The following is a 25,369-nucleotide window of genomic DNA, read 5'->3' as shown; positions in this document are numbered from 1 at the left end:
CCTGGTCCACAGCCTGCCCGACGGCGGCGCGGCGGCGTACGACGTCACCGTCATCGGCGCAGGCGTCGTCGGCACCGCCCTCGCCCGTGAGCTGGCCCGCTACCCGATCCGTACCGCCCTCGTCGACGGGTCCGACGACATCGGCAACGGCACGTCGAAGGCCAACACCGCGATCCTGCACACCGGTTTCGACGCCGTCCCCGGCTCACTGGAAGGCCGTCTCGTACGCGAAGGGCAGCGCAGGCTCGCCGCGTACGCGGCCGCGACCGGCATCCCGGTCGAGCGCGTCGGGGCGCTCCTCGTCGCCTGGGACGAGGAACAACTCGCCGCACTCCCCGGCCTGCTGGCCAAGGCGGAGCGCAACGACTACCACGCTGCGCGGATCATCGACGCCGAGGAACTGCGGGCCCGCGAACCTCATCTGGGCCCTGGTGCGCTCGGGGCGCTGGAGATCCCGGACGAGAGCATCATCTGCCCCTGGACGACCCCCCTCGCATACGCCACCCAGGCCGTCCGCGCCGGAGTTCATCTGCACCTCGACTGCCGGGTCCAGCAGATCGACAGCGGCCCGGACATCCACACCCTCACCACCACCCGCGGACCGCTGCGCACCCGCTACCTCATCAACGCCGCCGGACTGTACGCAGACGAACTCGACCGGCAACTGGGCCACGACGCCTTCACCGTCACCCCGCGCCGCGGCCAGCTCATCGTCTTCGACAAGCTCGCCCGCGCACTGGTCGACCACATCCTGCTGCCCGTGCCCACCGCGGCGGGCAAGGGCGTCCTGGTGTCACCGACCGTCTTCGGCAACGTCCTGCTCGGACCCACCGCCGAGGAGCTGGACGACAAGACCGCCACGGGATCCAGCGCCGAAGGGCTCGCCCTCCTGCGCGAGAAGGGCCGCCGGATCCTGCCCGAACTGATCGACGAGGAAGTGACCGCCGTCTACGCCGGACTGCGCGCCGCCACCGGCCACGAGGACTACCGCATCCGGGACTACCCCGACCAGCGGTACATCGCCGTCGGCGGCATCCGCTCCACCGGCCTGACCGCCTCCATGGCCATCGCCGCGTACGTCACCGAACTGCTGGCCGCCACCGGCCTCGCCCTCGGCACGCCGGCCGAACTGGAGCCCCTGACCATGCCCAACCTGGGCGAGGCATCTCCCCGCCCCTACCGGCGCGCCGACCTCATCGCCCGGGACCCGGCCTACGGCGCCCTCGTCTGCCACTGCGAAGGCGTCTCCGCGGGCGAGATCCGGGACGCGCTGGCCAGCACGGTCCCGCCGCGGTCGAAGGACGGACTGCGCCGCCGGACCCGGGCCGGCGGCGGGCGCTGCCAAGGGTTCTACTGCGGGGCCGCGGTCCGCGCCCTGATCGAGGAGGCCACGCCATGACCCGGCGCGAGCGAACCGTCGATGTGCTGGTCGTCGGCGCCGGACCGGCCGGCCTCGGCGCCGGGGCCGAACTCGCCGCATCCGGCGCGGGCCACGTCGAGATCCTGGAGCGCGAACAGGTCGCGGGCGGCATCCCGCGCCACTGCTTCCACGGCGGATTCGGGACCGGTCGCGCCGGGGGAGCGGTGACCGGACCCGGGTACGCCCGGCAGTGCGTGGCCGCCGCGGTAGGGGCGGGAGCGCGACTCCGTACCGGAATCACCGTCACCGGCTGGGCCGGACCACGCACCGTCGACACCACCGGACCCACCGGGCTCGAACGCATCACCGCCCGCGCGGTCGTCCTCGCCACCGGCGCCCGCGAACGGCCGCGCAGCGCCCGGCTCGTCCCCGGCACCCGGCCGCCCGGCGTCTACTCCACCGGCGAACTCCAGCAGGCCGTCCACCTCTTCCGCCAGCGGATCGGCACACGGGCGGTCGTCATCGGCAACGAAGCCGTCAGCCACGCGGCCGTCGACACCCTGCGTGTGGCCGGAGTCGACGTGGTCGCCCTGGTCACCGACCAGCCACCGTCCCTGCCGACCGCCCTCGCCCCGCTTCTCGTGCGGGCGCGGCATCGCACACCGCTCCTCACCCACGCAACCGTCACCGGGCTCACCGGCCGGGAACGGCTCACTGGAGTCGGCCTGCGCCACCACGACGGCCGGACCACGACCCTGCCCTGCGACACCGTCGTCTTCACCGGGGACTGGATCCCCGACCACGAGCTGGCCCGGCGCGGCGCACTGACCCTGGACCCCGGGACCCGCGGACCCGCGTACGACGCCTCGTACCGCACCTCCGAGACCGGTGTCTTCGCCGTCGGCAATCTGCTGCATGCGGTGGAGAGCGCGGGCACGGCGGCAGCCGAGGGACGGGCCGTGGCCGCCCCCGTCCTGCGTCGGCTGGCGACGGGGGGCTGGCCCGCCGAGCGTCCCGCACTCTCCGTCGATGCCCCGCTGAAGTGGATCGCACCGAACCTGTTCGACCCCGACGGCGCCCGGCCGCTCCAGGGCCGCTTCATCCTGCGCACCGCCCGGCGACTGCCCCGCCCACACCTCGTCGTCGGCCAGGACGGACGCGTACTCCACCGGCAGCGGCTGCTGCTGCCCGCCGAACCGAACCGGCCGTTCCGGCTGCGCGCCGACTGGCTCGATCGCGTCGATCCGCACGGCGGAACCGTGCGGATCACAGCAGTCTGAACCGGCCGGACGTCAGGGGATCAGCAGCCAGTCCGAACCGATCGCTGCCACCAGGCCGACGGCCAGCAGCCAACTCCCCAATCGGGTACGACCGTTACGACTGAGCTCGATGACGATCCCGCACAGGATCAGCGCCAGCCCGTACACCCCGACGACCAGAACGGACGACCGGCTCGCGATCCGCAGCGCCAGCACGACCGCCATCGCCGCCATGCCGACCGAGGAGAGCACGATCCGCAACCGTCTGGCCTGACGTGGCGTCAATCTGCGGTCCCCGGCCTCCGCCTCCCCGACCTCGGCGTCGACCTCGACCTCGGCGTCGGTCTCTGTGCCGTTCGTGTCGCTGTCGAGGGCGGCTATCGGGGTGTCCACGGACTGGTCCTGGTCAGAAGTGCTCATGACGCGGGATGGTAATAGTTTCGCGGCGCCGTGTTCACCGCTCCGTGCGACGGTTGCCGAAAACGAACGTCGCCATCCGGCTCATCCGCCCTCCCGTCTCAGCCGGGGCGCCTCCTCGGCCGCGTCCACCGTTCGCCCGCCACCCGTCTCCACCCGCCCGGCCAGCTCCTGCGCCCAGCCGGTCAGCGCATCGATTCCGATCCCGTGCGCCGACGCGTCCCCGTACGCCGAGAGGGCCGCCGCGCCCCGCCGCAACAGCCGTGCCCCACCCGTCGCATTGCCGCGCGCCGCGTGCGTCAGCCCCACCGCCAGCTGCGCAAGCCCGCGCCACAACTCCCGTTCCGCATCCGGGCCCGACTTCCACGCGTCCTCGAACACCTCGTGCGCGTGGAACGGCATCCCCGCGTCCAGCAGCCGCTGGGCCTCCAGCAGCGTCTCCTCAGGGGAGCGCACCAACCCCTCCGGCTGCCGCTCCACCCCGGGCGCCCCGTACGGCAGGGGGCGCCCCAGCCCGTCACGGGGGCGCGCACTGCGCGCCCGGCCCTCGGCGTCGCGGTCCCTGCGAGTCTCGTCCACCCGTCGATTGTGCCCCGCACCTGCGGCGAACTGTCGGAACCACTGTCCGCGGGCCCTCGCGCACGACTAGGCTCGGCAGTCATCCGCACCACTAGGGGAGGGTAGGCATGAAGCCGTCCCGGCCGCTGTACGAGCGCGAACCGGAACTCGCTGCCGCCGCACAAGCCGTGGATGCCCTCTGCGGCGCCCAGGCAGCCGGGGGGCTGTTGATCTTCAGCGGTGAGGCAGGCATCGGCAAAACAGCTCTGCTCACCGAGATCCAGGCCATGGCCGCGGACCGCTGCACAATCTGGTCCGCACGCGGCGGCGAGACGGTCACATCCGTGCCGTTCCACGTCGTACGCCAACTCCTGCAGCCCGCACTCGACCAGTTCCCGCCCGACGAGGTACGCGGTCTGTTCGGCGCCTGGTTCGAGGTCGCCGCACCCGCCCTCGGACTCGCCGAGCCCAGTGGCCCGCAGCCCGACCCGCAGGGTGTGCGCGACGGACTCGACCACGTCGTGTCGCGGCTCGCCTCCCGGCTGAGCCACCGTCCGCTGCTGCTGATCATCGACGACGCGCACTGGGCGGACGGCGAATCCCTTGCCTGGCTCGCCTCGTTCACCGCGCGCCTCGGCGAACTGCCCGTCCTCGTCGTCCAGGCGCACCGCCCGGAGGAACTGGCGGCGCGGAAGGGGGACGGCGGCAGCCACCCCGCCCAGGTCCGGGTCGCGCTGCGCGCGCTCACGCCCGACGCCACCGCGGAACTGGTCCGGGCCACTCTCGGCGACCACGCCGACGACCCGTTCTGCCGCGAGGTGTGGGCCGTCACCGGTGGCAACCCGTACGAGGCGGTCGAACTCGTCGCCAAGGTGCAGGACCGCGAACTGGCGCCCCTGGAGGAGTCGGCCGGACTGCTGCGTGAACTCGGCGCCTCGGCCCGCGGCAGCGGACTCGTCGCCCGGCTCGAACGGCTCGGCACCAACGCCAACCGGTTCGCCTGGGCCGCCGCCGTTCTCGGCACCGACATCTCCCAGGACCTCGCCGCCACCCTCGCCGGAATGAGCCCCGCCGAGGCTGCCGACTGCACCGCGCGGCTGCGCGACGCCCGTATCGTCAGCGGCTTCGACCCGCTGGAGTTCGTCCACCCGCTGATCGCCACCGCCGTGTACCGCTCCATCCCGCCGGCCACCCGCACCGCCATGCACGGCCGCGCCGCCTGGGCGATCACCCGCGCCGGACTCGGCGCCGCCGCTGCCTCCCGCCACCTCCTCGAAGTCCACCCGGACGACGACCAGGAACTGGTCGAGCAGCTCCGCGAGGCAGCCGGCCAGCATCTCGCGGTCGGTGCCCCCGAAGCCGCCCGCCGCTGCCTGGAACGCGCCCTGCAGGAACCGCCACGCCACCAGGTGCGGGCCACGCTGCTGTACGAGCTGGGCTGCGCGACACTCCTCAGCTCCCCGCCCACCACCGTGCAGCATCTGCGGGCCGCCCTCGATCTGCCCGGACTCGCCGACGAGGTGCGCGTCGACGCCACCTTCCGGCTCGCCGCCGCCCTGTCCCACAACAACCAGCTGAAGGAAGCGGCACTGGCTCTCGCCGCCGAGACCGGGCGCACCGCCCCCGGACCGGGCCGGATGCGGCTCCAGGCCGCGCACTTCATGTGGGAGGGCATGCAGGCCGCCGAGGACGACGGCCCCGGCCGCTCCCGCAGACTCGCCGGCAACGCCGACCACCTCACCGGCCGCGACAACGCCGAACGCGCCCTGCTCACGCTGCGTGCCTTCGACGCCATGCTCCGGGGCGAGGACTGCCAGCTCGTCGTCGATCTCTGCGAACGCGCCCTGGTCGACGGGCGCCCGGCCCGCGGACTCGGGTGGACCGACACCGAATGGGGCTTCGAGTTCCCCACCACGGTGGGGATCACCTATGCCTTCACCGACCAGCTCGACCGGGCCGAGGCGCTGTTCAGCGAGGCCGTCCGCGCCTTCGAGATCTCCGGCTGGAGCGGCGCGCACCTCGCCTTCGCCCACACCCTCCTCGGTCTCGTCCACCGCCGTCGCGGCAGGCTGGCCGAGGCGGAGGGCTTCCTGCGCGAAGGGCTGCGGCTCGCCGACCGTGTGGGCAGCGGCCTTCCCGTCCACTGGGACGCCGCCTGCCTGCTCATCGACACACTGCTGGCCCGGGGCCGGGTCACCGAGGCCCGCACGATAGCTGACCAGTACAACTTCGGGATGCCCTATCCCAGCGCGATGGTCCTTCCGGACGCACCGTGCGTCCGCGGCCGCCTCCTGCTCGCCGAAGGTCGTACGAAGGAAGCCGTGGCCGAACTCGAAGCAGCCCGCCAGGCTCTTGAACCGCGCGGCCGGTTCAACGGCATCTGGGCGCCATGGGCGGGCGACCTCGCCCGCGCCCTGGCCGACGAGGACCCGGGCCGCGCAGCCCAGCTCGCCACCTCGGCCCGGGTGCACGCCGAACGCTTCGGCACGGACACCGCGATCGGCGAGGCCCTGCGCTGCGTTGCCCTGTTCGCCCGCCCCGAGGACGCCCACCATCTGCTGGCCGACGCGGTCCGGCACCTGGAGGCGTCCCCGTCCACGTACGAACACGCCCTGGCCCGTGTCGACTACGGCATCGCCATCCGCTCCCCGCGCGAGCTCGCCCGGGCCCAGAAACTGGCCACGGCGTGCGGTGCCGAAGAGCTCGCGACCCGCGCCCATCAGGCACGGACGTCAATCAGGTCCGCGGAGTGAGGTAATGTTTGTCCTGCGCGGCCACCCGGGAACACCGGGCGGAATCGCATCGGGACGTGGCGCAGCTTGGTAGCGCACTTGACTGGGGGTCAAGGGGTCGCAGGTTCAAATCCTGTCGTCCCGACTCGTGAGAGTCGCAGGTCAGGGGCCGTTTCAGAGGAATCTGAAACGGCCCCTTGATCGTTTTGGGGGACCGGTTGGGGACCCGCGCACTTGACTGCGCCATACGGTCAGTCGCCGCGTCTTTCTTGTCAGGTCTCCAAGGACAGCACCACTGGCACTGACCGCGTGACCGGATCACGTCTGTGGCGTTGCTGGTGGCGACCACGGCGCCGTTGCTGAGCACCTTGTACGACGAGACAGGGTAGTCGCCGGCTGCCGCAGCGCTCCAGTCCAGGGAGACGCTGCGTGCGGTGACGCTGGTGGCCCGGGGAGTGCCGGGCGCGGTGGGCGGTTTGTCGGGGCTGCCGTCGCACTTGCCTCCAATGACGGTGCAACTCGTGGGCGTGCCGATCGGACCGTTGGCGACGAACCAGTAACTGTACGGCTCGGTTGTTCCGCCGGCCGCGACGGTGCCGTTGTAGTAGGCGTTGCGGACCGTCACGTGGCTGCCGTTGACGGTTGCGTCGCCGTTGGAGTGGTCGCTGATGGTCATGCCTGCCGGGAGGTCGAACTCGAGGGTCCAGCCGGTGAGCGCAGCGGCCGTGTTGTTACGGACGACGTTGGTGCCCTTCCACCAGCTGCCGTTGTCCTGGCTGGTGCAGGTGGCGGTGACACCGGCGGCAGCGTGTGCCTGAGGGACGAGGCCGGTGAGCACGCCCAGGGGCAGGAGCAGGGCGGCCAGCAGTGCGAGCAGTCTGCTGTGACCGCGGACGGGTCTTCTCACGCGTTCCCCCTGACGCGGTGGGGTGGACGGGAGGCGTCGCGGGACCGTGTGTGGTCACGGTGGGGCGGCGTGCAGGCTGTGGGTCGCCGAACCGGGGCCAATCGGAAGGTAGTTGGTATGGATCATTCGGTCAATGCCGGGTGCGGTCCGGTGCGCCGTCCGCTCGACCCTGCCAATGGAATCCGAATGGAATCCCCGTGGAATCCGGCAGGAGCCCGCCGGTGTTCGGGCGATCCGGGGTTGACGCCCATATTGGTCCAGTCCACCTTGGAGTCAGGCGAGGGACGACTCTGGTGTGGGCCTGGGCGTACCGTACGGATCCACCTTGCTGGACCGTGTGCAAGGACGGCGGGCCGCAACATGTGCGCCGTTACCTGCCGGCCGCCCGGTTCCCAGGACCCGGCGGCCGGGTGCCGGCGCCAAGGCTCCGGCCTCAGCTGGCGCCGACCCCGAACACCACTCCCGTGAGCGTCTGGTTGACGTGCCCGAGCCAGCTCTCGCCGTAGGTGTGGAAGCCCGCCGAGGGGATGCCGTCCAGCGCGGTCGGGAAGGTCGCGGAGATGTTCTTGGCGTCCATCTCAAGACGCCGGAAGCCGCAGTTGAACAGCACCGCACCGGAGGCGCCGCCGAGGTCGAGGCGTGCTTGGCGCAGGGTCGCACGTGTATCCGCGAGCAGGTTGCCCGGGCGCATCACCTCCACCTCCGTGCCCGGCAGGATCTGCGCCCAGAAGCGCAGCCCGCCGCCCGGGGTGACCGCCTGCGGCGTACGGATCCACGGCTGCCCGTCGATCATCTGTCCCACCGGGCGCTCCATGAACACGTCGACGTCCAGAGCCTCAACGGCGACGCCGACCGCGTCGGCGTACGCCTGAGCCGCGGGGCGCCCGTCGAAGCGGTGGACGGTGCGCGAGGCGGCGTCCGCGCCGGTGACGCGCAGCACTGTCCCGGTCGGCGTGAACGAGCACGTCTTGACGATCTGGAACGGCACGGCGCTGCGGCACACCATCATCGCCATGCCGTCGTGCGACACCTCCGTGCCGACCGCCACCCAGGTGGCGTGCAGAGCGAAGTCGTCCCCGGCGGAACCGCCGACGAAGTCCAGCAGCGGCGCCGCGTTGCCCAGCATGTCGTTGACCTGCTCCTCGGCCCCGTGCAAGCCGTCGACCAGCAGGAAGCCCAGATGGTACGCGGGGTCGAGGTGGCGGAGTTGGACCCCGATCCGCTCCTCCAGGGTTCGCACGGCGGCCGCCGTGCCCTCGCCCGGGGCCTCGCCGATCCGGCCGATCACCGCCGCGGCCCGGGCGATCACGTCGTCGGGCAGCGCCACGGCGGCGATGCCGCCCGTGCCGTTGCGCAGATCAGTGAACTCTCCGGCGGTGGAGCACCCGATGACCGTCGTGCCGGGAAAGCGGGCGCTGAAGGCCGGGGCGAGGACCTCGGGATCGTAGGCACTGGAGGCGAAGTACAGCAGCGCTGTGACCGCGCGTCCTGCCAGCCCTTGGTCGATGTCGGCGAGCAGCCGGCTCATCGCCTGCGCGGCCGGTCCGGTCGCATGGGCCCGGACGACGCCGGAGGCCGGGGGAGGGGAGAAAGTCATCGGTTCGCCTTGCTGAAGAGTCGCTTCCACCGTCGCAGCATGCCGTCCGCCAGGGCGAGTTGCCCGTCGTCGGTATCGCCCACGAGGGGCCGATCGGGGGCCTGCACCGCTCCCTCGTCGTGCGGCGAGGCGCGGGGTGCCGCTCGGTCGGACACATACGTGCCGAGCGAGTAGCCCAGCACCAGAAGGATGTTCAGCACGTTGCGCACCACGGCCGGCTCCGCGTGCTGGTCCGGGCGCGGATTGCGCAGGTCGGCTCCGGTGCGCAGAGCGACGCGTGTGCAGATGGCCGCGAGCGCACGCTGGTCTTCGGGGAAGTATCGGGTCCGCAGCTCGGCGACCACGTCCCCGAGGGACTCGATGTGCGCGTCGCCCGCCGCACCCGAGCCCGCCGTGTGCCCCAGGGCCTCGGCGTGCCCGGGCTGCGAGCGGGCCGTCGCCGCGCCCGAGGTGAGGCTCTTGCTCAGCCAGGTGTAGTACGCGATCCAATGGGAGCTGAGCAGCGAGCCCCAGTCCCCCTTGTGGATCTCGTGCGCGGCGTCGAGCAGCGCACGCCCGGACGAGCGGTACCAGGCTTCCGGGAAACCCTGTCGCTGGTGCGAGGCACCGACTCGGCGCAGGGTGGCCTCGACCACCTCGGGGGTGTCCTGGGTCAGTGCCGCCCACAACACCGAACGGACCAGCCCGTCGCACAGCGGTCGCCCGTGCTGGGGTGCCAGCTCCCGCACACCGGGCACGACCGCCAGCATGCATGCGTAGAAGTGGTCGACGAATTCGGCCTCCCTGCGGAAGAGCAGCTGGCAGGAGAACTGCACGGTCCGGAGGCTGTCGGCGGACGGCCGATCGGCCCCGAGAGCATGCCGTCCCGGCACCTGAGGGGCTTGGCCCGGGGGTGCGGCGGGGGGAGGGAACTGAGAAGCGTCTGTCACACCGTTTTCCATGGTGTCGTGCGAGACAACGGAACGTCCGGGCCGAGACGGCCCGGGGCGGGAGAACTCTGCCTCGTGAAGCGCTCCCGTAACTGTCCCGAAGTGAGACAGCGGCGTCGGAGGTCCGGAGGTTCAGTGCGCCGGGCGGCCGAAGTGGTGGTCGAAGGAGCGCAGCAGGTCGGCCGTCCAGCTGTCCAGAATCTCCGCGCCCTGCTGGGCGGTGGCACCCCGGCGGTCGCCCAGGACGCCGTTGGGGCTGACGTTCACCACTCCGGAGGAGCGCAGGGCGGGCATCAGTTCGCGAAGAGGCGACGTCGCCCCGGGCTCCGCCTCGGTCAGGCGTACGGCTTCCGGGCGCAGGGCCAGCATGACCGAGGTCTCGGTCCGGCCCGCGTGACTGTCGTCGTCCGGGCCGCCCGGCGACCACGCCCGAGCCCGGCGTCCCTCCGCGCGCAGCCGCCCGACGGCCCGGTGCAGCGGGACGGCGTTGCCCCCGTGCCCGCAGACCAGCAGAAGGCCTGCGAAGGCGTCGGTGGACCGGCCCAGCTCGACGACCAGCAGTTCGAAGGCCTGTCGGCCGAGGGAGAGGGTGCCCGGGAACCCCGCGTGCTCGCCGCTCGATCCGTACGGCACCGGCGGCGCCAGCACCACGGAAGGACGCGCCGAGGCAAGCCGCTCGCTCAGGGCGACGGCCACCTCCGTGTCCACGGTGAACGGCAGATGAGGTCCGTGCTGCTCGGTCGCGCCGAGCGGGACGACGAGCACCGGCCGTGGATCGACACCGTCGACCTCCCGCCATGTCAGCCGCGACAGCCGACGCACCAGCGGCGATGTCATGGGAGACCCGTTCATCGTCGTACTCCCTGGGGGCCGAAACCCGTGCGCCGTCCGTCATTGCCTCGGGGCCGCGTGCTCAGATCGGGCAGCAGGGGCACGGCGGTGCGGGCGCGCAGCGCACCCCACCACACGCCCGCGCCATACGCCAGGTCGTCCGCCAGTCCCGCCGCGCACCACGTCATCGGGTCGAGGGCCCAGGGCCTGCCGCGCAACCGGGCCAGGAGGACGAGAGCCACGGCGACACGGCCCCGACGGCCGGTCAGCAGGGCGGGGAGGGCCACCGGCCACCAGGCGCGCAGCGCCGCGTCAGCGAGCATGCGACCCACCGCGGACTGACCCCGCACCGCCAGACGCAGCGCCGCACGAGCGGGTACGCCTGCCGGGACCAGCTCGCGCGCCAGGAGCGCGGCGTCGACGCCCGCCAGGGCGAGCGCGGTGCGCGGACGTCCTACGAACCCTGCTGTCCAGGCGGCGGCCGTCACCGGCGAGAGCCGTGCGTGGGCGACCGCCCGACCGTGGCGCCTGGCCAGAGGCCCGGCCGACGTGCCGTAGCCGAAGCGCTGCCGCAGCAGGGCCGGCCAGTTCGGACGAGGCCGGTGCAGCACCTCGGAGGCCGGCTCGTAGCGCACACGATGGCCGGCCGCGGTCAGTCGCCAGATCAGGTCGACGTCCTCGCCGAAGCGCATCCGCTCGTCGAACCCGCCCAGTTCGCGCAGGACTGACGTGCGGACCAGAAGGGCGGCGCTCGGCAGATACCCGACGCGTGCGCCGGGGCCCACCTCAGCGGGAGCGGCGCCGAGATCCAGCGGGGAGCGCGCCCGTTCGTACCGGGCCAGGGGCGAGCGGCCCGGACGGCTGCGGACGCGCGGGGCGACCGCAGCCACCCGAGGGTCCTCGAAGTGCGCCAGAAGCGGCTCCAGCCAGCCGGACCCGGGCGTGACGTCGGCGTCCAGGAAGGCGACCAGGGCGGTGGTGACCGAAAGGACGCCGGTGTTGCGGGCCGCGGCTGGGCCGAGCGGCGCGGGGTGCCGGGCCGCTGCGCCAGGGAGAGGCTCCGCCGAACCGTCGTCCACGACGAGGACCGGGTGTCGCCCGTGGAGAGCGTCCCGCAGTGCCCGAACGCCGTGTGGTTCGTCGCGGACCGGGATCACGACGGTGACGTCCTGCGGTCCCCAGCGGGTGTGCGCGTGGCACGGATGGGCCAGCCCGGCGGTCACCAGACGGCGGGCCAGCTCTTGGTGCGCCGGGTCGGCGCCGACCGGCCCGCCCGCCAGCCACCGAGTGGCCAGCCGGGCGGCGGACGGCGACAGCCGCAGCACCCGCAGCGGCGCGAACCCGATCAGCACCCGCCCGTCGGCGAGGACGCGCAGGTGCGCGTCGGGGATGAGCATCATGCCGTGAACCCTCCGTCCGCGTGTACCACGGTGCCCGTGACCGCCACCGAGTGCGGACCGCACAGCCAGGCGACCGCGGATGCCACCTCCTCCGGTTCCAGCAGCCGCTCCGTCAGCTGGTGCTGGGCGAACGCGGCCGTGTCGACCAGGCCGTACAGGTCGGCCGTCGCCCGGAGCATCTCCGTACGAGTCGAGCCGGGGGAGACGGCGGTGGCCGTGACCCGCGTGCCGCGCAGATCGCAGGCCAGGCCCCTGATCAGGCCGATGACGGCGTGTTTGGCCGCGTTGTAGCCGGCCAGATGCCACAGCCCCTTGTGGGCGGCCGCCGAGGCGAGTGCCACGAACCGGCCCGAGCGTGGTTGCGGGCGGGCCAGCAGCTCCGGGACGGCGGCTCGGGCGAGGTTGAACACACCACGCACGCCGACGTCGAACAACGTGTCCCACTCCTCGTCGGTCGACTCCCACAGGGGCGAGCCGCCCGCCATGACCGCGGCGGCGGCCACGGCGGCGTCCAGCCCGCCGAACGTGTCGCGCGCCAGCTTCACCGCGTCGGCCATCGCTCGGGGATCGCGTACGTCGGCGGGCACGTCGAGCACCGTTCCGGGCCAGGCCGTCGCCAGCGCGGCCAGCTCCTCACGGCGGGCCAACGGGTAGTGCAGCCCTGGAAGATCCGCGCAGATGTCCACGGCCACGACGCGCCATCCGTCGGCGGCGAGCTGGTGCACCACGGCGGCACCGATGCCGCGCGCGGCTCCGGTGACCACCGCGACGCGGCCGCTCATCGTGGTCCCGCCCCGTCGGCCGCATTCCGCGCCATGTCAGGACCCGCCCAGGGTACGGGTGAAGCCAGCCGGTACCACCACGTCGTCCGGGGTGAGCTCGTGGACGGAGGAGCGCCCGAGGCCGAGCAGGGCGGAGTCGATGCCGCCGCGCAGGATGTCGAGCACGTTCTCCACACCGGCCTGCCCGTTCGTGGCCAGGCCCCACAGATAGGCGCGGCCGATCATCACGGCCTTCGCCCCCAGGGCGAGCGCCTTCACCACGTCGCTGCCGCGGCGGACACCGCTGTCGAGCAGGACCTCGACCTGGTTACCCACCGCCTCGGCGACGGACGGCAGCACACGGATCGGAGCTGGGGTGGTGTCCAGGTTGTTGCCGCCGTGGTTGGAGACCGAGATCGCGGTGACGCCGGCGTCGACCGCGCGCCGGGCGTCGTCGACCCGGCAGACGCCCTTGAGCATGAAGGGGCCGTCCCACTGCTCGCGCAGCCAGGCGATGTCCTCCCACGACGGGGGAGGCGTGCCCATCCACTCGCCGTACGCACCGAAGAAGGCCGGTGCCGGCCCGCCGTGCTCGGCGAGGTTGGGCGCCGTAAGGTCCGGCAGACGCCGGCCCTTGGCGAAGTCGAGCAGCCATCGGGGGCGGGCCAGGCACTCGGGGGCGAACCGCAGCATCGCCTTGAGATCCAGACGTTCGGGGATCTTGGGGCTGCCCCAATCGCGGCCGTGGGAGAAGGACCAGTCGAGGGTGACGATCAGGCCCTTCGCGCCGCCGGTACGGGCGTGCTCCAGGCGCCGCAGGATCGCGTCGCGGCTTCCCATCCAGTACAGCTGGAAGAACACTTGAGGGTTGGCCGCGACGACCTCCGTCAGCGGTTTGCTCGCGAAGGAGCTGAGCCCCATTGCGATGCCCCGGGCCGCCGCCGCACGGGCGACCGCGACCTCTCCGTCGGGGTGCACCGCCTGCACACCGGTCGGGGAGACGAGCACCGGAAGGGCGATGTCCTGGCCCATCACGCGGGTGGCCAGCTCGCGCTTGGCCGACAGACCGGCGACGTGCGGTGCGAAGCCGAGTTCGGCGAACGCCTCGGTGTTGTCCCGGTACGATCCGCCCTTCTCGGAACCGGCCAACAGCGCGCTGTAGACCGACACGGGCAGTCGCCGCTCGGCCCTGCGCTGGGCCTCGGCGACCGTTTCGAACCATCCACTCATGATCGTGCCGATCCTTTCCTGGGCTCGGGGTGGCGGGGCGGGCAGCCGGCCGTCCGGGGATTCACCTCGGCCCGGTTCCGGCCAGAGGGCTCTCGTCGCAGAGGCGGTCCGCGGGGAGGGGCCGGGTCGTCGGCATGCCGAGTACCACCGGCCGGCCGCGTACGGGGCCGGTGTGCGAGTGGTCGCGCGTGGGGCGCGGTGCTCCCGCACGGTCCGCGGTGGCGAGGGCAGCCGCGCCGTGGCCTTTGACGCATTCGGGATCGGGACCGTCCAGCGGGAGTCCGGTGAAGAACTTCGCGGCCATGCAGCCGCCCTGGCACGCGTCGTACGCCGAACAGGAGGCGCACGCCCCGCCGCTCTGTGGGGCGCGCAGCCGGCCGAACAGCTCGGACTCGCGCCAGACGGCGGCGAACCCCCCGTCCCGTACGTTCCCCGCGAGGAACTGCTCGTGTATCGCGAACGGGCAGGCGTACACGTCTCCGACGGGGTCGATCAGGCAGACCACGCGTCCGGCTCCGCACAGGTTCAGCCCCGGCAGTGAGGTCTCGCCGAGCGCGTTGAGATGGAAGAAGGAGTCCCCGGTCAGCACCTTCTCGCCGTGCGCCACTAGCCAGTCGTAGAGCCGGAGTTGGTCATCGGGACGTGGATGCAGCTCCTCCCAGGTGTCGGCGCCCCGGCCGGAGGGGCGCATCCGGGTGAGGCGAAGTTGGGCCCCGTAGTAGTCGGCGAGCGAGGCGAACTCGTCGAGCTGACAGATGTTGTGACGGGTCATCACCACATTGACCTTGAACTCGCCGAAGCCCGCCGCTGCCAAGTTGTCCATGGCTCGGAGCGCGGTCGCGTACGAACCGCGCCCGCGCACCGCGTCGTTGACTTCGGCAGTGGCGCCGTCGAGGGAGATCTGCACGTCGACGTAGTCGCCGGATGCCAGCCGCCGGGCCCGCTCGGGGGTGATGCGTACCCCGTTGGTGGAGAACTTCACCCCGACCTGGTGGTCCACGGCGTAGTCCACCAGGTCGAAGAAGTCCGCGCGCACGGTGGGCTCGCCGCCGCCGATGTTGACGTAGAACACCTGCATGCGCTGCAACTCGTCGATCACGGCGCGGCACTCGGCGGTGTCCAGCTCGCGGGGGTCGCGCCGTCCGGACGAGGACAGACAGTGCACGCAGGCCAGGTTGCAGGCGTAGGTCAGCTCCCAGGTCAGACAGATCGGTGAGGTCAGGCCGTGCTTGAAGTGGTCGACGAGTTTCATCGTGCGGCTCCGTCGCTGGTCGAGGAGGGGTCAGCGGGTTCGATGGTCCCCGCCTCGAGGAGCCCGGCCAGGGCGGCGAGGTAGGCACCGTGCTGCGCCCGGGGAACGGGAGAGGCCGCCAGGGCGGTGCGGACGTCGGTGTGGTCGCCCAGTGCGGTCACCAGCTCGACCAGCTCCGGTGTCTTCAGGAAGGACAGCCGGCGTGTGCCGAAGTGGTAGGCCAGGGCGCCGAAGGGCTCCGGGCGCAGCGCGACGCTGGGCGAGCACCTGTGGGGCAGGTCCGGGTCGAAGGTGGTCACGTCCCGGTGCCCCGTCAGTAGACGCCGCACATGCCGTCGATGGAGACCTCTTCGACCAGCAGGTCCTCCAGCCCATCCGCCGGCAGGTTGATCTGCGAGGCGAGGCCGGAGGTGGCGTCGGTGACGATCCCGGACGTGAAGTCGGCGTCGACTTCGGTGTGGTTGATGGTGTGGGCGGTTGCTTCGCGCATGGTGTGCCTCATTCGTGCTCGTGGGAAGGGGGGCGGATGGACGGGGGCGCCGCCCGCTCCTGGGCGGCGCCCCGCTCGCCGCGACGCGTCAGTGCTCGTGCACCAGCACGCCGCGGATGTTCTTGCCGTCGACGAGGTCCTGGTAGCCCTGGTTCACCTCGTCCAGCGAGTACCGCCGGGTCACCAGCTCGTCCAGCTTGAGGTGGCCCGACTGGTAGAGACCGAGTAGCTTCTTGATGTCGTACTGCGGGTTGCAGCTGCCGAAGAGCGTGCCCTTGATGGTCTTCTCCCACAGGGTGAGGACCGCGCCGGAGACGTGGACGGTCAGCTTTGCGGGGTCGGCCAGTCCGGTCACCACGACCGTTCCGCCCTTGCCGACGACGTCGAAGGCGGCGGAGACGACCTCTTCGGTGACCGTGCCGACCAGGATGAGCGCCTGGTCAGCACCCTGACCGCGCGTCAGCTCGCCGACCAGCTGCTGCGCCGCTTCGGCGGTGGCGACGGCATGGGTGGCACCCATCCGGATCGCGGTGTCCCGCTTGAAGCCCACCGGATCGACGGCCACGACGTGCTTGGCGCCGACGACCACCGAGGCCTGCACGGTGTTGATGCCGAGGCCGCCGACGCCGTAGATCACCACGGTGTCGCCCGGCCGGACGCCGCCCGCGTTGGTGGCGGTGCCCCAGCCGGTCGGCACACCGCAGCCGACCAGGACGGCCGTCTCCAGCGGCAGGCCGGGGTCGACCTTGACCACCGAGTGCTCGGAGATCACCCCGTACTGGGAGAAGCTGCCGAGCATGCACATCGCTCCGTACTCGACGCCGTCCTTGTGGAAACGGAAGGTGCCGTCGGGCATGCTGCCCTCGAGGATGGTGGCGCCCATGTCGCACAGGTTCTGGCGGCCGGTGGAGCAGTAGCGGCAGTGGCCGCAGTTGGGGATGAAGCTGCACACCACGTGGTCGCCCGGCTTGACCTTGGTGACGCCGGGGCCGACCTTCTCGATGACGCCGGCGCCCTCGTGACCGCCGACGATGGGGAAGCGGGGCGGCAGGTCGCCGTCGCTCAGATGCAGGTCGGAGTGGCACAGTCCGGCGGCGACGAAGCGGATGAGCACCTCGCCGGTGCTGGGCTCGTCCAGGTCCAGCTCGACGATCTCGAAGGGCTTGCCGATCTCGGTGAGGACTGCGGCTCGGGTCTTCATGAAGGCTCTACCTCCTGGGTGACGCTGACGGGCGTGGACCGCGGGCAGGTGGGGGAGCATGTGTGCGGACGACGCGGGGGAGCTCGGGACCGGCTGTGACGGCGGCCCCGAGGGCCTGGCTCAAAGCTGGATGTTGACGGCCTTCGTCTGCGTGTACTGCTCGAGCGCGGCCGCACCGAGCTCGCGGCCCCAGCCGGACTGCTTGTAGCCGCCGAAGGGGAGCGCGGTGTCGAACGCGTTGTAGCAGTTCACCCAGACCGTGCCGGCCTGGAGTTGGCTCGCGACGCGGTGGGCCTTGGAGACGTCCTGGGTCCACACCCCGGCCGCGAGCCCGTAGGGCGAGTCGTTGGCCTCGGCGATCACGCCCCGCTTCGCGTTGAACGGGGCGGCCACCACCACCGGGCCGAAGATCTCCTCGCGTACGACGCTCATCTCGGGCCGCACGTCCACCAGGACCGTCGGCTCCACGAAGTAGCCCCGGTCGCCGACCTGGTTGCCGCCGGTCAGCGCGCGGGCGCCGTCGGCCAGGCCCTCGCGGATGTAGCCGGTGACCCGGTCCAGCTGTTCTTGGGAGACCAGCGGGCCGAGCTGAGTGGCCGGGTCCAGACCCGGACCGATCTTCACGTGGGCCACGAAGTCCGCGACCGCGCGGGTGAACTCGGCGAAGATGGAGTCCTCGACATAGAGCCGGGTGCCGGCCACGCAGCACTGGCCGTGATTGAAGAGCCAGGCGTTGGCCGTGCCCGGAACGGCGAGCTCCAGGTCGGCGTCGGCGTAGACGATCTGCGGACTCTTGCCGCCCAGTTCGAGGGAGACCTTCTTGAGGTTCCCGCCCGCCGCCGCGACGATCTTCTTGCCGACGTCGGTGGAGCCGGTGAACGCCACCTTGTCCACGTCGTCGTGGGCGGCGAGCGCGGCCCCCGCATCGCCGTAGCCGGTGACGATGTTGACGACGCCCGGCGGCAGGATCTCGTTGATCACCTCGCCGAGCAGCAGCGCGGTGAGCGGAGTCTGCTCGGCGGGCTTCAGGACGACGGTGTTGCCGGCCGCGAGCGCGGCCGGGATCTTGAAGGCGGCCATCAGCAGCGGGAAGTTCCACGGGATGATCTGGCCGCACACACCGACGGGCTCGCGCAGCGTGTACGCGTGGAACCGGCCACCGGGCACCCACGGCACCGACACCGGAACAGTCCGGCCCTCGATCTTCGTGGCCCACCCGGCGTAGTAGTGGAACAGGTCGGCCGCCCATGCCACGTCCACGGCCTGTGCCACTCCGGCCGACTTGCCGTTGTCCAGTGCCTCCAGCTGCCCGAACTCCTCCGCGCGCTCCAGCAGCACGTCGCCGATCCGCCAGATCAGCCGCTGCCGCTCGGACGGGGTCAGCTGCGGCCAGGGGCCCTCCTCGAAGGCCTTGCGGGCGGCGGCCACCGCCCGATCGACGTCCGCCGGACCGCCCTTGGCGACGTCGGTGATCCGGCTGCCCGTGGCCGGGTCGTACGTCGCGAACGTCTCACCGCTCAGCGAGGACACCCACTCGCCGCCGATGAGCAGCTTCCGCTCGGTCGCGATGAAGTCCCGCACCGGCTTCAGCAGAGGGAATCGGGAAGCGTCAGTCACACCAGTCTCCAGGGAAAGGGACGTTCCGTGTGCCGGATGTCACACGGGCATGACAGGGAATATCCTCCCGTTCACCCGCCCGTAACTGTCGCAATCTGAGACAGCGGGGCGTTCGGGGACACCGGCGGCGCCGAGACGCCGTCGTCGATGCCCAGCGCGCGGATGCGCCGGTAGAGCGTGGCCCGGCCGATTCCGAGCATGCGAGCGGCGTGCACCTTGTTCCCGTAGCAGCTGCGCAGAGCGGCGACGATCGTCTCGTACTCGGCACGCTCCACCAGGCTCAGCCCGCGTACACGGGCCGCTTCGCGCAAGACCGGTGGCAGGTCGTTCCGGGTGACGTCGCCGGCCGAGCGGCGGTGCAGGACGTGTAGCAGCACCTCGCGCAGCTCGTGCAGATTGCCCGGCCAAGGATGCGCGGCCAGGGCTTCGAGCGCCTGCGGGGTGAACCGCAGCCGGGCTTCCGGCCGCAGTCGCTCGGTGAACATGCCGATCAGAGAGGGCAGTTCCTCGCGCCGGGCGCGTAGCGGGGGCAGCTCGATCCGGGCCAGGCAGCGCGCGGCCAGGGCGGCGTGCTCGGGAGCGAGTCCGGCCACCGGGGCGCTGGTCAGCACGGTCCAGGCGTCCTGGTCGCGCAGCAGCCGGGCCACCTGGGCGACCAGCGGGGGAGGGAGCAGATGCACATCCTCGACCACGACCGTCTCGGCGTTCGCGGCGGAGATTCGCAGGGCGAGCTCCGCAGCTCCGGTTCCGCTGAGCTCGACGGCGTCCAGCCGGCACACCGAGAGGCCTTCGGCAAGCAGGTCCGCCGTGGCCGTCCGGCCGGTGCCCGGCTCGCCGCTGATCAGCACGGGCCTGCGGGCCAAGCGGAGCCGTTCGAACTCGGCGGCCCGCACCGACACAGGCGAGACCGTGCGTTCCCTGCTGCGCGGCACCATAGGCCGGGGTTCGGTCCGATCGTCCACCGTCACCAGGACACCGCCCGTGCCGATCACGGGCTCCAAGGTCACGGCGACCCTGCGCCCGGAGGTGAGCTCCAGGTTCCGGTGGACCGGACGGGAGCCCGCGGACAGATCGGCCGCGAGACTCCGCAGCACCGCGTGGTCGGACGGGTCGAGCAGCTCCATCGCCGCGGTGCTGGCCATGACCACCCCGTCGGCGAGCGCCGCCACGGCTCGACGCCCGCCGGCCGATGCCGACTGGTAGGCGGCCAGCAGTCGCTGCTCGGCCTCCCGAGCGCCCTGGAGCAGCCGCTGTTCGATCTCGCGGGCGGCCCGCCTCAGGAACGGTGCCAGCAGCGGATTCGCCAGCTCGGCAGGGCAGGTGATGTCCAGGACCCCTTCGAGGCGTCCGGTGATCCTGCTGAAGAGGGGGTGGCCGTAGCAGGAGAAGCGCTTGAGCGACTCGACATAGTGCTCCTCGCCCAGGACCGCGAAGCCGCGCCGTAGCTCGAAGACCGTGGCGATCGAGTTGGTCCCGGTGGTCTCCTCCTGGAACCGGCTGCCGATGACGACCCCGGCCCGGTCGAACGCCGAGCCCAGGCGGGCCTCGCCGAACCGCCGGGCGACGATCCTCGCCCCGCTGTCGGCGAGCAGAATGCCGTAGCCGGTGCCGTCCAGCTCCTGCGTGATCTGGTCGAGCACGGGCCCGGCCGCCACGCGCAGCCGCCCGCGCAGGTCGATGTCGATCTGCGGCTCCAGCCGGAGCGTGGTGTCCGGCCGCAGCCCGCTGAGCAACGACCGGCGCCACGACTGACCTATCTCCGGCCGCAGCTCCGCCTCGGTGATGAAAGTGTCGTCCGGTACCCGCATCTCGTCCTCCGCTCGCAGCCCTGCGTCGGCCTCACATACTGAGGGTGATTACGCGGGCCGACGGGCTTCCGCCACCCCCGGATGGAGAGGCGGAAACCCGGGCGGAGTCACACCGCGGAGGCGGGGTCAGGCACAGACACCGTCGTCGCGCCACACCGCCCAGGAGCTGGGGCCGTTCGGCACGGCGCCGGTGGAGTAGTAGGTGGCGGTGTACTTGTGGCCCGCGTACGAGACGACGTTGCCGGGGGCGTACGACGTGCCGGAGCTCCATGCGACCGGGCAGGTGCCTCCGCCTCCGCCGGCGGCGCTTCGCAGCTTGCCGGACGGAGGCCGCGGGGACGCGGTAGTCCGGACCTCGAACGCACGGCGGCCCGGGCGACCGCGGCGTACGGCCTGCGGTCGCCCGGGCACGGGGCGGGGCGGCTGTCAGCGAGCCGTCAGGCTCGGTTCCGTGTCGGGGTCCGCCGGAGTGGGGGACGGGTCCTCGCGGTAGGTCTCGCTGAGGACCAGCACGCACACGCAGGAGACCGCTGCCGCGAGCGCCAGGAAGCCCGCGACCGGGACGAACGACTCGTACCGCGCGTACAGCCAGGTCGCGAGGATCGGCGTGAACGCTCCGCCGACCATCACACCGAGCTGGTAGCCGAGCGACGCGCCGGTGTATCGCACCCGCGCCGAGAACAGCTCGGAGAAGAAGGCGGCCTGCGGTCCGTACATCGCGGCGAAGAGCAGCTGGCCGACCACCAGGGAGAGGGTGACCAGGGGCCAGCGCCCGGTGTTCATCAGCAGGAAGGCCGGGTAGGCCCACACCCCCATGCCGAGGGCACCCGCCAGGTAGACCTTGCGCCGGCCGACCCGGTCGGAGAGCGTGCCGAAGGCCATCAGCGCGGGCACCTGGAGCGCGGCGCCGACGAGGACGCCGTTGAGGACGGTGCTCTTGGGCATGCCGAGGACCTCGGTGCCGTACGCCAGCATGTAGGTGACGAAGAGGTAGAAGCCCGCGCCGATGATGATGACCGCGCCTGCGGCCAGGGCGACGTTCCTGGGGTGCTTGCGCAGCACCTCGATCACGGGCGAGCGCGAGGCGCCGGAGTTCTCGCCGCTCTGCCGCGCCCGCCCGCTGTCGGCCGTCTCCTCCAGCTGGAACTGGGCGAAGACCGCCACCACGATCAGCGCGATGCTGCACAGGAACGGCACACGCCACCCCCAGGAGGTGAACTGCCGCTCGTCGAGCAAGGACGTGGTCAGCAGGAAGACCAGGCTGGAGAGCATCAGCCCGGCCGGCACGCCCAGCTGGGCGAAGCTGCCGTAGAGGCCGCGGCGCCCCTGCGGGGCGTTCTCCGTGGCGATCAGCACGGCGCCGCCCCACTGGCCGCCGACCGCGATGCCCTGGACCAGCCGGAGCAGCACCAGGAGCACAGGCGCGGCGACCCCGATCGTGTCGTACGTCGGCAGCAGACCGATCAGAGTGGTCGAGCCGCCCATCAGGAACAGGGCCGTCACCAGGGCCGGCTTGCGCCCCACCCGGTCACCGAAATGCCCGAAGACGATGCCGCCGAGCGGGCGGGCGACGAAACCGATGGCGAATGTAGTGAAGGCGAGCAGAGTTCCGACCAGGGGATCGGTCGCCGGGAAGAACAGTCTGTTGAAGACCAGTGCGGCGGCCGTGCCGTAGATGAAGAAATCGAACCACTCGATGGCCGAGCCGGCGCTGCTCACCATGATGATTCTGGGGAGCGAGGCGGTTTTCCGGGGAGAACGGCCGGAGATGGGGGACATGTGCGGCTCCGGATACATGTGGCGACGGCGTCGTCGCAGCTCTGGGGATGCGGGTGACATGGACGATCCGGTGTCGTGGGTCACACCAACACCCCCAGTTGGAGAGGGGAAGTGGCCGCCGGGCCGGCGAAACGACCGTCTCCATCTGGGGGAAGCGCGTCCTTCGTGCGTGGATCGGAGTGCCCTAACTTGACGCCATCCGCCGAGTCCGCATACCGCGGACCGGAAGAGCGAAGGGAGCGGACGTCGTGTTCTACGCGCGCGTGGCCGGGAACATAACGGCTTCTCACCCCGCACAGGCCGCCGAGGATTCCGGCAGCGCCCCCGGCCTGTTCTTCCAGCGCTGTACGTGGTGCCGGTCCACGATGTTCCAGCGGGTGTTCTGCCCCGCCTGCCGCTCCACGGACCTCGTGAGCGAGCGCAGCTCGGGCGTCGGCATCGTCGTTCCCCGCCGCACCGTTCCCGTCGCGGCTTCGGACCTGTGGCCCGTCCTGATGGACGAGGGGTTCGTCGTGCGGTGCAGGGTCGACGGCCCCCGCATGCCGTACGGTCCGGCGTCCGCGTCTGCCTCTTCGCGAGCGCGACCACGATCGTCGACGAGCAGGGACGGACCGCCCGCCGGGTCCCTGTTGTCCGGCTCTGCGCGGAGGTCCCGCTGGACGGATGGATCCGGGACTCTGCTTGAGCCGTGCCGTCCCGGGCGTCATGCTGGGATGAGAAGCACGGGGGCTGGTCCGACGTAAGGGACGGCAGGGCTCCCCTGGTGGCAGCGAGAGACGAGGCGGACGGCGGGACGCGGTCCGTGGACGAATCGGGCGGCAGGGCTTTCGTTCCAGCTCGAGCCGCGCTATGCATGGATGCGCAGGGCCGGGTGACGGCATGGACACCGGCTGTGGGGCGGCTGCTCGGCCATGACGAGGAAGGCATCGTCGGGCGCCCCGCGGCGGAGCTGTTTGCGGGAGGTCCCCCGGCACCCCTCCTGAGAAGCTTCTCGGCGGGCCGAGAGTGGTGCGGCCGGGCCGAGCTGCGTCATCGCGACGGGCACCACGTCGAAGCCGACGTACACGTCACACCGCTGCTCGGCGGCAGGGCGGACGCGGCATGGATGGTCGTGGTCGCCGAGGCCGGCCGACCGGACGATGCCACGAAGGCGACGGACCCGGCGGGCAGCGCGGAGACGGCGACGCTCCGGGGCTGGGCGCTCGCACAGCTGCCGATGCCTCACGGTGTCTTCGACCGGCGGAACCGGCTGGTCGCCGCCAACGACGAGGCGTGCCGTGCCATGGCGGTACGCGAGGACGGGACGCTCGGCCGACGACTCGGGCAGATCCACTCCCGGCCGCCGTACAATCGGCTGGAGGAGCTGTCGGCCCAGGTGCTGCGCTCCGGGGAGGCGGTCACGGCGCGCATTGCCGACCGCGCCACCGGCGATCGCCAGACGCGCGTCTGGTCCAACGTCGTCTACCCCCTGACCGATGCCGAGGGCCAGGTGCGCGGCACGTCCATCGTGGTGCTGAACGTCACCGAGGAAGAGAGCGCGCGGCGCCGGCTGAGCCTCGTCAACACCGCCGGACTGCGTGTCGGTACCACTCTGGACGTCACACGGACCGCCGAGGAACTGGCGGAGGTGGCTACTGAGTGGTTCGCCGACTTCGTCGGCGTCGACCTGCACGAATCCGTGCTCCGCGGGCTGCCACCGGAGTCGGTGACCGGCGGTACCGCCTACTACCGAGTCGCCCAGCGGTCCGTCCTCGACGGCTGCCCGGAAGCCGCCACCCCGACGGGTCGGGCGGACCACATCGCCGATGACTCTCCCATGGGCCTGGCCCTCACCACCGGCCGTGTCCTGAGGCACCGGATCGACGCACCCGAGATGGTCCGGTGGCTGGCCCGGGAACCCGCCCGTGCCCAGCGCGCCCGCGAGTACGGCATCCATTCCTACCTCGTGGCACCGCTGCGTGCCCGCGGAGCCACCCTCGGCCTGGTGATCTTCCTGCGGCACCGCACGCCCGATCCGTTCCGCATGGACGACCTCCACCTCGCCACCGAACTCGCCGCACGGGCCGCCCTGTCCCTCGACAACGCCCGCCAGTACACGCGCGAACGAAACACCGCCCTGGCCCTGCAGCACAGCATGCTGCCGGAGCGAACGCCCCAGCAGGCAGCCGTCGACGTCGCCTTCCGCTACCTGCCGGGCCGCTCGCAGGAGGGCGCCGGCGGCGACTGGTTCGACGTGATTCCCCTGCCCGGCGCCCGCGTCGCCCTCGTGGTGGGCGACGTCGTCGGCCACGGCATCCACGCCTCCGCCACCATGGGGCGCCTGCGCACCGCCGTGCGCACCCTCGCCGACCTCGACATCGCACCCGACGAGCTCCTCACGCACCTCGACGACCTCGTCCTGCGGGTCGAGGGCGAACAATCCGGGCCGGCTGGGGAACGATCGCGCGGGCCCGGCGCTTCGGAGGTCGGCGCCACGTGCCTCTACGCCGTGTACGACTCCGTGTCCCGACGCTGCACGCTCGCCCGCGCCGGGCACCCGGGCCCGGCCGTCCTGCGCCCCGACGGCGTCCTGGACTTCCCTCAACTGCCCGCGGGCCCGCCTCTGGGACTCGGCGGCCTGCCCTTCGAATCGACCGAACTGGAACTGGCCGAAGGCAGCCTGCTCGCGCTCTACACCAAAGGCCTCGTCGAAGCGGTCGACCGTGATACCGGACTCGCACCGCTGCGCCACGCCCTGGCGGACCCGGCCCCCACGCTCGAGGAGATCTGCGACGACGTGCTGGACGTGTCGTGCGCGGTGGATCCGATGGGCGATGTCGCCCTGCTCCTCGCCCGGACCCGCGCGCTCGACGGCTCCCAGGTGGCCGACTGGGACCTGTCCCCGGAGCTCACAGAGGTGTCCCGAGCCCGCAAGCTGGCGATGCGTCAACTCGGGTCCTGGGGGCTGGAGGAAACCTCCTTCGTCACCGAACTGGTGGTCAGCGAACTGGTCACCAACGCCATTCGGTACGGTCGCCCGCCCATTCGGCTGCGCCTGATCCGGAACGACGCCGGCCTGGTGTGCGAGGTCTCGGACGGGAGCAGCACCGCACCGCATCTGCGCCGCGCCCGGGTGTACGACGAGGGTGGCCGGGGGCTGCTCCTGGTCGCGCGGCTAAGCGAGCGATGGGGCACGCGCCACGAGCCGCACGGCAAGACGATCTGGGCCGAGCAACGGCCGACGGCCGCCGGGTGAGCGGGG

21 protein-coding genes, 1 tRNA gene and 1 pseudogene are annotated in these 25,369 nt (G+C 71.9%); 5 read left to right on the top strand and 18 right to left on the bottom strand.

Features of this window, described 5'->3' with window-relative positions; all coding sequences use genetic code 11:
- Position 1 precedes the first annotated feature (1 nt).
- On the top strand, positions 2-1,399 hold the full coding sequence (locus OG972_RS04810) for an FAD-dependent oxidoreductase (protein ID WP_266990285.1): 1,398 nt from the start codon (positions 2-4) through the stop codon (positions 1,397-1,399).
- Positions 1,396-2,640, top strand: a complete 1,245-nt coding sequence (locus tag OG972_RS04805) for an FAD-dependent oxidoreductase (protein ID WP_266978562.1) — start codon at positions 1,396-1,398, stop codon at positions 2,638-2,640. The genes OG972_RS04810 and OG972_RS04805 overlap by 4 nt, the downstream gene beginning before the upstream one ends.
- A gap of 12 nt (positions 2,641-2,652) precedes the next feature.
- On the opposite strand, the gene OG972_RS04800 is transcribed toward OG972_RS04805, so the two are convergent.
- Together OG972_RS04800 and OG972_RS04795 are read right to left on the bottom strand one after the other, a co-directional pair.
- The gene (locus OG972_RS04800; RefSeq protein WP_266978560.1) at positions 2,653-3,039 is read right to left on the bottom strand and encodes a hypothetical protein; all 387 of its coding nucleotides are present in this window, start codon (positions 3,037-3,039) and stop codon (positions 2,653-2,655) included.
- 81 nt (positions 3,040-3,120) lie between these two features.
- Positions 3,121-3,615, bottom strand: coding sequence for a DUF309 domain-containing protein (locus OG972_RS04795; protein ID WP_266978558.1), 495 nt, complete (start codon positions 3,613-3,615; stop codon positions 3,121-3,123).
- A gap of 107 nt (positions 3,616-3,722) precedes the next feature.
- Here OG972_RS04795 and OG972_RS04790 point away from each other — a divergent pair, with 107 nt between their 5' ends.
- Together OG972_RS04790 and OG972_RS04785 are read left to right on the top strand one after the other, a co-directional pair.
- Positions 3,723-6,347: an AAA family ATPase gene (locus tag OG972_RS04790; RefSeq protein ID WP_266978556.1), complete on the top strand. Its 2,625-nt coding sequence runs from the start codon at positions 3,723-3,725 to the stop codon at positions 6,345-6,347.
- 50 nt (positions 6,348-6,397) lie between these two features.
- Positions 6,398-6,471, top strand: a tRNA-Pro gene (locus OG972_RS04785).
- Between the two features lie 360 nt (positions 6,472-6,831).
- Here the strand turns inward: OG972_RS04785 and OG972_RS49560 are convergent.
- The 16 genes and pseudogenes from OG972_RS49560 to OG972_RS04710 form a co-directional block, all read right to left on the bottom strand.
- Positions 6,832-7,164: pseudogene (locus tag OG972_RS49560) on the bottom strand (cellulose binding domain-containing protein); the annotation flags it as partial.
- A gap of 502 nt (positions 7,165-7,666) precedes the next feature.
- Positions 7,667-8,830 (bottom strand): FIST signal transduction protein, encoded by a 1,164-nt coding sequence (locus tag OG972_RS04780; protein WP_266978554.1) that lies wholly within the window; start codon positions 8,828-8,830, stop codon positions 7,667-7,669.
- Positions 8,827-9,645 (bottom strand): hypothetical protein, encoded by an 819-nt coding sequence (locus tag OG972_RS04775; RefSeq protein WP_266978552.1) that lies wholly within the window; start codon positions 9,643-9,645, stop codon positions 8,827-8,829. The genes OG972_RS04780 and OG972_RS04775 overlap by 4 nt, the downstream gene beginning before the upstream one ends.
- A gap of 246 nt (positions 9,646-9,891) precedes the next feature.
- Positions 9,892-10,611 carry a mycofactocin biosynthesis peptidyl-dipeptidase MftE gene (gene mftE / locus OG972_RS04770; protein ID WP_266978550.1) on the bottom strand — a complete coding sequence of 240 codons (720 nt, stop codon included), beginning with the start codon at positions 10,609-10,611 and terminating at the stop codon, positions 9,892-9,894.
- A complete protein-coding gene (mftF, locus tag OG972_RS04765; protein WP_266978548.1) occupies positions 10,608-11,990 on the bottom strand; it encodes a mycofactocin biosynthesis glycosyltransferase MftF in 1,383 nt (460 codons plus the stop codon). The genes mftE and mftF overlap by 4 nt, the downstream gene beginning before the upstream one ends.
- Positions 11,987-12,772 (bottom strand): mycofactocin-coupled SDR family oxidoreductase, encoded by a 786-nt coding sequence (locus OG972_RS04760; RefSeq protein ID WP_266978546.1) that lies wholly within the window; start codon positions 12,770-12,772, stop codon positions 11,987-11,989. The genes mftF and OG972_RS04760 overlap by 4 nt, the downstream gene beginning before the upstream one ends.
- 36 nt (positions 12,773-12,808) lie before the next feature.
- Positions 12,809-13,981 (bottom strand): pre-mycofactocin synthase MftD, encoded by a 1,173-nt coding sequence (mftD, locus tag OG972_RS04755; protein ID WP_266978544.1) that lies wholly within the window; start codon positions 13,979-13,981, stop codon positions 12,809-12,811.
- 61 nt (positions 13,982-14,042) lie between these two features.
- Positions 14,043-15,233, bottom strand: coding sequence for a mycofactocin radical SAM maturase (mftC, locus tag OG972_RS04750; protein WP_266978542.1), 1,191 nt, complete (start codon positions 15,231-15,233; stop codon positions 14,043-14,045).
- A complete protein-coding gene (mftB, locus tag OG972_RS04745) occupies positions 15,230-15,532 on the bottom strand; it encodes a mycofactocin biosynthesis chaperone MftB (RefSeq protein WP_266978540.1) in 303 nt (100 codons plus the stop codon). Before mftB ends, mftC begins: the two co-directional genes overlap by 4 nt.
- Positions 15,533-15,546: 14 nt before the next feature.
- Positions 15,547-15,723, bottom strand: coding sequence for a mycofactocin precursor MftA (mftA, locus tag OG972_RS04740; RefSeq protein WP_266978538.1), 177 nt, complete (start codon positions 15,721-15,723; stop codon positions 15,547-15,549).
- 88 nt (positions 15,724-15,811) lie between these two features.
- Positions 15,812-16,924 carry an NDMA-dependent alcohol dehydrogenase gene (locus tag OG972_RS04735; RefSeq protein WP_266978536.1) on the bottom strand — a complete coding sequence of 371 codons (1,113 nt, stop codon included), beginning with the start codon at positions 16,922-16,924 and terminating at the stop codon, positions 15,812-15,814.
- Positions 16,925-17,044: 120 nt separating this feature from the next.
- Positions 17,045-18,541, bottom strand: a complete 1,497-nt coding sequence (locus OG972_RS04730; protein ID WP_323135847.1) for an aldehyde dehydrogenase family protein — start codon at positions 18,539-18,541, stop codon at positions 17,045-17,047.
- Positions 18,542-18,612: 71 nt separating this feature from the next.
- Complete coding sequence (locus OG972_RS04725; RefSeq protein WP_266978534.1) at positions 18,613-20,349, bottom strand: sigma-54-dependent Fis family transcriptional regulator; 1,737 nt, start codon at positions 20,347-20,349, stop codon at positions 18,613-18,615.
- Between the two features lie 126 nt (positions 20,350-20,475).
- Complete coding sequence (locus OG972_RS04720; RefSeq protein ID WP_266978532.1) at positions 20,476-20,760, bottom strand: carbohydrate-binding protein; 285 nt, start codon at positions 20,758-20,760, stop codon at positions 20,476-20,478.
- Between the two features lie 15 nt (positions 20,761-20,775).
- Positions 20,776-22,071 carry an MFS transporter gene (locus OG972_RS04715; RefSeq protein WP_266978530.1) on the bottom strand — a complete coding sequence of 432 codons (1,296 nt, stop codon included), beginning with the start codon at positions 22,069-22,071 and terminating at the stop codon, positions 20,776-20,778.
- A gap of 343 nt (positions 22,072-22,414) precedes the next feature.
- Complete coding sequence (locus OG972_RS04710; protein ID WP_266978528.1) at positions 22,415-22,567, bottom strand: hypothetical protein; 153 nt, start codon at positions 22,565-22,567, stop codon at positions 22,415-22,417.
- A 414-nt stretch (positions 22,568-22,981) separates the two neighbouring features.
- On the opposite strand from OG972_RS04710, the gene OG972_RS04705 reads away from it, so the two are divergent.
- Positions 22,982-25,363, top strand: a complete 2,382-nt coding sequence (locus OG972_RS04705) for a SpoIIE family protein phosphatase (protein WP_266978526.1) — start codon at positions 22,982-22,984, stop codon at positions 25,361-25,363.
- Positions 25,364-25,369 lie beyond the last annotated feature (6 nt).

The sequence above is a fragment of the Streptomyces sp. NBC_01669 genome, assembly GCF_026339735.1.
Lineage (GTDB): Bacteria > Actinomycetota > Actinomycetes > Streptomycetales > Streptomycetaceae > Streptomyces > Streptomyces yanii.
Note: the sequence above shows the minus strand (reverse complement) of the source record. Positions and strands in the feature narration are given on the sequence as shown.

What these genes read in the sequence shown, in the direction of transcription:
- OG972_RS04790 (WP_266978556.1), top strand. Translation starts at nt 3,723, where the DNA reads ATGAAGCCGTCCCGGCCGCTGTACGAGCGCGAACCGGAACTCGCTGCC.
- OG972_RS04715 (WP_266978530.1), bottom strand. Translation starts at nt 22,071, where the DNA reads ATGGTGAGCAGCGCCGGCTCGGCCATCGAGTGGTTCGATTTCTTCATC.
- OG972_RS04705 (WP_266978526.1), top strand. Translation starts at nt 22,982, where the DNA reads ATGGATGCGCAGGGCCGGGTGACGGCATGGACACCGGCTGTGGGGCGG.
- OG972_RS04805 (WP_266978562.1), top strand. Translation starts at nt 1,396, where the DNA reads ATGACCCGGCGCGAGCGAACCGTCGATGTGCTGGTCGTCGGCGCCGGA.
- OG972_RS04710 (WP_266978528.1), bottom strand. Translation starts at nt 22,567, where the DNA reads ATGCCGACGCCCGAGCTGCGCTCGCTCACGAGGTCCGTGGAGCGGCAG.
- mftA (WP_266978538.1), bottom strand. Translation starts at nt 15,723, where the DNA reads ATGCGCGAAGCAACCGCCCACACCATCAACCACACCGAAGTCGACGCC.
- mftC (WP_266978542.1), bottom strand. Translation starts at nt 15,233, where the DNA reads ATGAAACTCGTCGACCACTTCAAGCACGGCCTGACCTCACCGATCTGT.
- mftD (WP_266978544.1), bottom strand. Translation starts at nt 13,981, where the DNA reads ATGAGTGGATGGTTCGAAACGGTCGCCGAGGCCCAGCGCAGGGCCGAG.
- OG972_RS04725 (WP_266978534.1), bottom strand. Translation starts at nt 20,349, where the DNA reads ATGCGGGTACCGGACGACACTTTCATCACCGAGGCGGAGCTGCGGCCG.
- OG972_RS04780 (WP_266978554.1), bottom strand. Translation starts at nt 8,830, where the DNA reads ATGACTTTCTCCCCTCCCCCGGCCTCCGGCGTCGTCCGGGCCCATGCG.
- mftF (WP_266978548.1), bottom strand. Translation starts at nt 11,990, where the DNA reads ATGATGCTCATCCCCGACGCGCACCTGCGCGTCCTCGCCGACGGGCGG.
- OG972_RS04800 (WP_266978560.1), bottom strand. Translation starts at nt 3,039, where the DNA reads ATGAGCACTTCTGACCAGGACCAGTCCGTGGACACCCCGATAGCCGCC.
- mftE (WP_266978550.1), bottom strand. Translation starts at nt 10,611, where the DNA reads ATGAACGGGTCTCCCATGACATCGCCGCTGGTGCGTCGGCTGTCGCGG.
- OG972_RS04735 (WP_266978536.1), bottom strand. Translation starts at nt 16,924, where the DNA reads ATGAAGACCCGAGCCGCAGTCCTCACCGAGATCGGCAAGCCCTTCGAG.
- OG972_RS04760 (WP_266978546.1), bottom strand. Translation starts at nt 12,772, where the DNA reads ATGAGCGGCCGCGTCGCGGTGGTCACCGGAGCCGCGCGCGGCATCGGT.